The 7,276-nt window shown below is 36.8% G+C and carries 9 protein-coding genes and 1 riboswitch; of the genes, 3 read left to right on the forward strand and 6 right to left on the reverse strand.

The genetic code is table 11. From position 1 onward, the window contains the following. Both AC06OU_RS05095 and AC06OU_RS05100 read right to left on the reverse strand, forming a co-directional pair. Positions 1 to 370: malate:quinone oxidoreductase (locus AC06OU_RS05095; RefSeq protein WP_475854399.1), on the reverse strand; the 370-nt coding region annotated here is incomplete at its 3' end. 263 nt (positions 371 to 633) lie between these two features. Continuing rightward, positions 634 to 1,512 carry a LysR family transcriptional regulator gene (locus AC06OU_RS05100; protein WP_475854401.1) on the reverse strand — a complete coding sequence of 293 codons (879 nt, stop codon included), beginning with the start codon at positions 1,510 to 1,512 and terminating at the stop codon, positions 634 to 636. Positions 1,513 to 1,629: 117 nt separating this feature from the next. Between AC06OU_RS05100 and hutG the strand changes: the two genes are divergently transcribed. The 3 genes from hutG to AC06OU_RS05115 all read left to right on the forward strand — a co-directional run bounded on the left by hutG (position 1,630) and on the right by AC06OU_RS05115 (position 4,552). Continuing rightward, on the forward strand, positions 1,630 to 2,559 hold the full coding sequence (hutG, locus tag AC06OU_RS05105; RefSeq protein ID WP_475854402.1) for a formimidoylglutamase: 930 nt from the start codon (positions 1,630 to 1,632) through the stop codon (positions 2,557 to 2,559). Positions 2,560 to 2,568: 9 nt separating this feature from the next. Then, complete coding sequence (gltS, locus tag AC06OU_RS05110) at positions 2,569 to 3,753, forward strand: sodium/glutamate symporter (RefSeq protein ID WP_298468765.1); 1,185 nt, start codon at positions 2,569 to 2,571, stop codon at positions 3,751 to 3,753. 208 nt (positions 3,754 to 3,961) lie between these two features. Continuing rightward, positions 3,962 to 4,552 carry a hypothetical protein gene (locus AC06OU_RS05115; protein ID WP_475854404.1) on the forward strand — a complete coding sequence of 197 codons (591 nt, stop codon included), beginning with the start codon at positions 3,962 to 3,964 and terminating at the stop codon, positions 4,550 to 4,552. A gap of 134 nt (positions 4,553 to 4,686) precedes the next feature. Here AC06OU_RS05115 and AC06OU_RS05120 read toward each other — a convergent pair whose 3' ends face one another. From AC06OU_RS05120 to AC06OU_RS05135, 4 genes are all read right to left on the reverse strand, one after another. Then, entirely contained in the window at positions 4,687 to 5,226 is a 540-nt protein-coding gene (locus tag AC06OU_RS05120) for a VUT family protein (RefSeq protein WP_475854406.1), read from the reverse strand. Between the two features lie 25 nt (positions 5,227 to 5,251). Next, complete coding sequence (gene queC / locus AC06OU_RS05125; protein WP_475854407.1) at positions 5,252 to 5,947, reverse strand: 7-cyano-7-deazaguanine synthase QueC; 696 nt, start codon at positions 5,945 to 5,947, stop codon at positions 5,252 to 5,254. Positions 5,948 to 6,118: 171 nt separating this feature from the next. Beyond that, positions 6,119 to 6,619 carry a preQ(1) synthase gene (queF, locus tag AC06OU_RS05130; protein ID WP_475854409.1) on the reverse strand — a complete coding sequence of 167 codons (501 nt, stop codon included), beginning with the start codon at positions 6,617 to 6,619 and terminating at the stop codon, positions 6,119 to 6,121. Between the two features lie 124 nt (positions 6,620 to 6,743). After that, a riboswitch (PreQ1 riboswitch) is annotated at positions 6,744 to 6,790 on the reverse strand. 112 nt (positions 6,791 to 6,902) lie between these two features. Further along, a partial coding sequence (locus AC06OU_RS05135) for an FAD-dependent oxidoreductase (RefSeq protein WP_475854410.1) occupies positions 6,903 to 7,276 on the reverse strand: 374 nt, incomplete at its 5' end.

A 7,276-nucleotide genomic window follows, 5' to 3' on the forward strand; every position in this document is an offset into this window, starting at 1 on the left:
GAACCATACTCATATGAGGTAAAGGCATAATAAAGTCCTGAGGATTCTCGATTAAATTACTTTTTACGAGATGAGACCAAAATTGCATAGAAACCTGAAACTGTTCGTTTACATTGATTGCTTTTGTGATATCAATAGAACCATCTGGTCTTACAGAAGTGTAGTTGAGCTCACAAAGAGCTGCATGTCCTGTTCCCGCATTATTCCATTCATTTGAGCTTTCCTCGCCTGCACTTTCAAGCTTCTCAAATACTTTTATATCCCACTCCGGTACTAATTCTTTTAAGAGCGTTCCTAAAGTCGCGCTCATAATACCGGCACCAATTAAGATAACATCTGTTTTAGTTTCTGTGTTGCTCACTTTTACCATCCCTATACTTTATATTTGCAGAAGCCTTGTTAACGCTACCAAAACAAAGAGTTAGTTAACCTGCTTCTGACTCTATATAACCGTGACTATTGCTTTAAATTTGTTTATAAGTTCAGAATATCTATTCTATTATAATATAATTAACGATTTTTTTAAAGTGTGTAGAAATTGTGAATTAATTTTGATAATGGAGCTAAAAAATCCACCAAAATACTTTAAATACGAACCTGTCTAACGGAAACAAATATAATGCTTGCAAATAATCAGTGCATCTTCTTTATGAGTTCAAAGAGCACTAAAATACTCCTGGAAAATGTACGTCCCTTCATGGTGCTTAAATACACGTTCCGATTTAAATATGCACTATGAACAGGGCGTGTTAGTAGCGAGTCAGATAGATGCTGCGTAACATAATTTTGGGGTAAAATCGCAATTCCTAAACCTTCCTCTACTAATACTTTTATCATTTCAAATCTCTCTATTTTATATGATATATGTGGTGTCACATTTTCCTGTTCAAATGCTTTTAATATTTGTGCACTTGTTTGGAACTCAGGCATCCCTATTATAAGTGGTTCCTGAGTAAAATCCTTCAGTGTAAGTTGTTCTTTTTGGGAAAAAGGATGATCTTTTTTTATAAGTACAACATAGGGTTCGTTATACAATAATTCACTTTGTATTTCTTCATCCACAATGTGCTGGTTTGTAATTACTCCATGCACGTGTAAGCCGAGCAATGCTTGTCTTACTGTTTGATTGTAAAGCGTGTCAATTAGAGTAAGTTGATTGGATGGGTATAGCTTCTGATAATCTATAATGACTTGTGACAACCAATAATTTGCCGATTCAATTACTCCTAATCTTATTTCTAATTGTTCTCCTTTTGCCAGCTCCTTTAACTCTGTTTGCATGACCTCGAACTGAGCAACTAAGCCTTTCGACCGTTCCCAAAACTGCTGTCCCATTTCTGTTAATTGAAACTGCTTTGTTGTTCTTTCTATTAACGGAGTATCCATTTCTTGCTCAAGTGCCTTAATGGCATTACTTAATGAAGGCTGAGAAATATGCAAGGCTTTAGCTGCCCTGGAAAAGCTGCGATATTTCACAGTGGCATTGAAGTAATACATCTTTCGTAAATCCAATTCTTCGCCCCCATTTATAGTTTTAAACTATTATAATATAAAAAATTAATATTGGTTATTATAAATGTTTAAAATTATACTAACAATATGATTTTTTAGATAAATGAGGGTGGAAATATGCATAAACCTACAGAGTTAAAAATATGGCAAGGTCGCGTGGATCATGAGTCAGACCACACTTACTACCGTTATCATCAAGTAGTTCAGTTGGCAACTACAGAGACTCAAGGGAACATTGGAATAATTGGCTTTGCATGTGATGAAGGAGTACAACGTAACAACGGACGCATTGGAGCAAAAAATGCACCTCTCGCTTTACGTAAACAGTTAGCAACATTACCTTGGCGTCATCCAAATTATGAAAACGCTTTAATAGATTATGGGGATGTCATTTGCGAAGGCAATGAATTAGAGCAAGCTCAAATTGAACTAGGAGATAAGGTTTCCAACATCTTATCAAATGGAAAGGCGATCGTACTAGGCGGTGGGCATGAAACATTGTACGGACAGTATTTAGGTGTGCGAAAAGCATTTGGTCCAGATGCTTCCATTGGATTAATTAATATAGATGCACACTTTGACATGCGCTCATACGATAAACAGCCTTCCTCAGGCACTATGTTTAAGCAAATTTTAGATGAGGATCCAAATGCAGATTATTTCGTTTGCGGTATTCAACCATATGGCAATACCACTGCCTTATTTGATATAGCAGATCAGTATAATGTGAGTTATTTTACAGATGAACAGTTGGACTTCCCTTCGTTTACTATAGACTTACATAATTTTATGGATACACATGATGTGTTGCTCGTTACACTTTGTATGGATGTTTTAAATGCTGCGGAGGCGCCTGGAGTCAGTGCACCGTCACCATTTGGCTTATCAGCTGTAAAGGTCCGAGACATTCTACGCCAAATGGCTTCTCATAAAAAAACAGTCAGCTTTAGTATTTGTGAGGTCAACCCTTTACTTGATGTAGATAACCGGACGGCAAAATTGGGAGCTTACTATATCAATGAAGTAATTATGAATAGTTTCGAATAAACAGGGGGGATACGTATGGTATTAAATCAAATTACAACGCTCAGTCTAGCAGTGGCATTATTTTTAATCGGTACATTTTTAGTTAAAAGAATTGGATGGTTGAACCGCTTTTGCATCCCGGCACCAGTAGTTGGTGGCTTAATTTTCGCCATTTTAGCAACCGTATTAAAAAGTTTTGATATTCTTGACATAACGTTAGACACATCACTTCAATCCATTTTCATGATTACCTTTTTTACAACCATCGGACTTGGGGCAAGCTTCAAGCTTGTAAAATTAGGAGGAAAACTACTCGTTATATATTGGTTAGCTTGTGGATTTCTAGCTTTCATGCAAAACGTAATTGGCGTTTCGTTGGCAAAGGTAATGGATATTCATCCGCTGATCGGTGTAATGGCTGGAGCTGTTTCCATGGAGGGTGGACATGGGGCTGCAGCTGCCTATGGGGAAACCATTGAAGGTCTTGGAATTCCATCTGCTATCTCCATTGGTATGGCTGCCGCTACTTGTGGTCTAATCGCTGGTGCCCTTGTCGGTGGTCCAGTCGTTCAATATTTAATACGCAAGTTCAACTTAAAGCCATCTTCTGAAGAAACAGAAGAATATGTAGAAAAAGCACAGCATGAAATTACCGAGAAATCATTTATGGTACAGGTCTTCTTAATTACCTTCTGTATGGCTGTTGGTACATATGTCGGTGAATGGTTCTCTACTATGACTGGTTTTGTGTTACCGGGCTACGTAGGGGCGATGTTTGTAGCTGTAATTGTTCGTAACATTTTAGATCGCTTTAATCCTAATCTAATCAATATGAAAGAGATTAACCTAATAGGAGATATCTCTCTTGGTATTTTCCTATCTATGGCACTGATGAGCATCAAGCTCTGGGAAGTAGCAGACTTAGCCCTTCCATTGTTTGTCATCATATTAGCCCAAGTGATCTTCATCGTATTATTTGCAGTAATCGTCCTTTTCCGTTTGCTAGGAAAAAATTATGATGCAGCCATTATGGTATCAGGTTTCCTTGGTCATGGACTTGGAGCAACACCTAACGCCATGGCCAATATGTCAGCAGTAGTTTCAAAATTTGGGCCATCCCGTAAGGCGTTCTTAGTAGTACCAATCGTTGGTGCTTTTTTGATCGATGTTTTCGGTATGCCAATTATTATTACTACAATTAATTTGTTTAAATAGACAAAATAAAAGCGCAAGCCTTTAAATATCAAAGGTTTGCGTTTTCTTATTGGAATAGGTTATTCAAAATAGGTATCTCGAAGAAACTCCTAGACTTCCAAGTCAAAAACCATCACGTAATATTTTCCAATTAATGTTTGGAGGATTTAAATATTTTATTCTGGGTATCTAATATACTTACGAGTTGAGTTTAGGATGTGATGTTTTTATGTTTGGACTATCTGACCTCTTGTCACTGATTATTTCTGCATTTATCATCTTGCCTGTGGTCGTATTTCTGCGAGAATCCGGTTATTTAATCGTTAGCTGGTTATTCGGAGTAGTAAAACCACGGCTCACAATAGGTTCTGGACCCAGGCTCTTTAAAATTGGAATGATTGATATACGTAAGTATTATCATTTGTATAGCTGGTTTTCCTACGATGACTTAAAGCGTAAAAGTAAGTTTGCTTATGTTAGCATTTATTCTGGACCAATATTGGTTAACCTGATTATTGCCCTCCTCATTAACTTCTTAATTGCCAACGGATGGGCTGCAGAATATAAAACATTTTGGGATCGCTTTGTTTTCTATGCCTTCTATTATTTGTTATTTGATATAGTACCCATGATTACGATTAATGGTAAACCGAACAACGGCATGATTATTTATGAAATGATTCGATACGGAAAGAGAATCGACTTCAACGCAGAATCCTTCCTCCCAGCTACCTCAGATGTGGAGAACGAGTATCATGAACAGATGAAACAAATAGAAGAAATAAAAAAAGAGAGAGAAGAGGAAAAACATAAACACTAAACTATTCACTTTTCTTCTCTCTCAAAAGAACCGATTTAAGATAATCTCTTAAATCGGCTCTTTTTTATATAAAATCGTGTTTATGCATTCTTTATCGTAAATACAGCCTAGCCTAGTAGCTAAGCCTATTTTCTTTATACCTCCCTTAGACGCCTTGCTTTAAGAGCAAGCCCTTGGTTCAGTATCAAGGCACCTATCATTTGAATGACTGTTTTAACAATTACTTGGCCAATAATAGCTGCTGGCACAGCTTCCCACGGTATAAATCCTGCTCCAAGTGGACTCAATCCAACGATTACAAAAACAACAGAATCAAGAAGGCCTCCCACAATCCCACTGTAAAAAACTCTCCACGCCATTGGTAACTTTAAGCGTGTATAGATTTCTGTATCTGCTGTCTCGGCGATTACAAAAGATAAAGCAGATGCTGCCACAATCATTAAAGTATCTCCAAGTGCAAATGATGCAGTCCCTGATAAGAGTAACGCTAAGAAGATAAATAAATATGTTTTAGCTCTACCATATTTATTTTGCACAAGATCTCGGAATATAAAGGTTGCTCCAACAAAAAGCGTCCCCATAGGAACGATAAACATGCCAAACTCTAACGGTGCAAATCTAGCCGTCACCACATTTGCAATAACAATAGATAATAAATAAAATAATATTCTCATTATGCTTCTCCTTTAAATCACTAACTCAGTAAAGGTTAGTAACATTTATATATTCTTTTTTAGCAAGTTCTCGCTTCGTATTTAAATACTCCTCAAGCCCATTTTCACGTAATTTACATGCTGGGCACTCTCCACAACCATCTGCAATAATCCCGTTATAACAGGTTAAAGTTCTTTCTCTCACATACTCAAATACACCAAGTGAATCTGCTAGCTCCCATGTTTGTGCCTTGTTGATCCACATTAATGGTGTATGAATGACAAAGGAACTATCCATTGATAAATTTAAGGTCACATTCATCGATTTAATAAAAACGTCGCGACAATCGGGATACCCACTAAAGTCTGTTTCACAAACCCCTGTCACGATATGCTTTGCTCCTACCTGACTAGCTAAGACACCAGCAAATGAAAGAAAAAGCAGATTTCTTCCGGGAACAAATGTTGAAGGTAGCTCACCATTATCACTTTCTTCAATTTTTATTTCTTCACGTGTCAATGCATTAGATGCAAGCTGATTTAGTAATGACATATCTAGCACATGATGTTCGATGCCAAGCTCTTTTGCTATTTCTTTTGCACAGTCAATCTCTAGGCGATGTCTTTGACCATAATCAAAGGTCACCGCCACCACTTCTGCAAAATTTTCAATCGCCCAGAACAAACAAGTCGTACTATCTTGTCCTCCACTAAATACAATAAGTGCTTTACTCTGTTTCATGTATAAATCTCCTTCACGATGAAAAAACAGCACGCTAAGAGAAGTGCTGTTTTCATCTTAGTTTTTTTAAGAGGGTCGCTAATAACCTCTTCCTTGCTAACAAGGATTTATTTAATTAATTTTCATTTATAAATAAACTTCTTGGAGTAAGAAGTTCCAATTCCATTCCATTTATCGATTATCAATATTTTCAGGATTAAGATCATGGTTCATTAAACGGTAGCTCGCAATCTCCTCATATTTTGTTCCTGGTCGTCCATAGTTGCACCATGGATCAATAGAGATGCCACCACGTGGTGTAAATTTCCCCCAAACCTCAATATATCTAGGGTCTAGCAGTTTGATTAAATCATTCATAATAATATTCACACAATCCTCGTGGAAATCACCATGGTTTCTAAAGCTAAATAAATATAGCTTCAGCGATTTACTTTCCACTATTTTTTTATCCGGGATGTATGAAATATACATAGTGGCAAAATCAGGTTGTTGCGTTATTGGACATAGACTCGTAAATTCTGGACAATTAAACTTCACAAAATAATCTCGATCAGAATGGAGATTGTCCACTGATTCTAATACTTCAGGCGCATAGTTAAATGCATATTGTACTTTCTGATTTCCTAATAAGGTCAAATCTTCTAATCCTTCAGCTGACTTACGGCCAGACATAAAAAAACCCCCTTGAAAAGTAATACCAAATCTTTTCAAGGAGAGGCTGAGACATTTTCTATAAAACTTTACAGGATTAAAACAAAAAAGCCATGTCCAGTTATGGACATGGCGTGTTCGTCATGTATCCATAGTTTTTTATAGAGGGTATCTGCTATGAACCTCTCCTGAAAAATTTCAGGTATTTATCTAAAAAAATAATATAATACGTGGCGATAAATGTCAAATTGAAAAATAACACTTTTTGGGCTCGTTATTAGATAGGACGGAAATTAATGAAACATTAGCGACTAACTAATTGTGGCGTCGTGTTACGTATCAAATAATCAAATGATCCAAGTGCAGCGGTTGCCCCTGAACCCATTGAAATGATGATTTGCTTGTATACCGTGTCCGTACAGTCACCTGCTGCAAAAACGCCAGGCATGCTTGTTGCGCCATGCTTATTAATAATGATTTCGTTATTTTGATTTAAATCAATTATACCCTTTAAAAATTCTGTGTTCGGTAGAAGACCAATTTGTACGAAAACCCCTTGTAGCTCAATATGCTCTTCTTTACCAGACACAACATCCAAATAAGTTAACCCGTTCACTTTATCTGTACCTGTAATTTCTTGTGTTAAGGCATTTGTTAAAACTGTTACATTAGATAGAC

The sequence above is a fragment of the Psychrobacillus sp. genome, from assembly GCF_056205495.1.

Coding starts and splice junctions, on each gene's coding strand:
- AC06OU_RS05120 (WP_475854406.1), bottom strand. CDS start 5,226: ATGAGAATATTATTTTATTTATTATCTATTGTTATTGCAAATGTGGTG.
- hutG (WP_475854402.1), top strand. CDS start 1,630: ATGCATAAACCTACAGAGTTAAAAATATGGCAAGGTCGCGTGGATCAT.
- queF (WP_475854409.1), bottom strand. CDS start 6,619: ATGTCTGGCCGTAAGTCAGCTGAAGGATTAGAAGATTTGACCTTATTA.
- AC06OU_RS05115 (WP_475854404.1), top strand. CDS start 3,962: ATGTTTGGACTATCTGACCTCTTGTCACTGATTATTTCTGCATTTATC.
- queC (WP_475854407.1), bottom strand. CDS start 5,947: ATGAAACAGAGTAAAGCACTTATTGTATTTAGTGGAGGACAAGATAGT.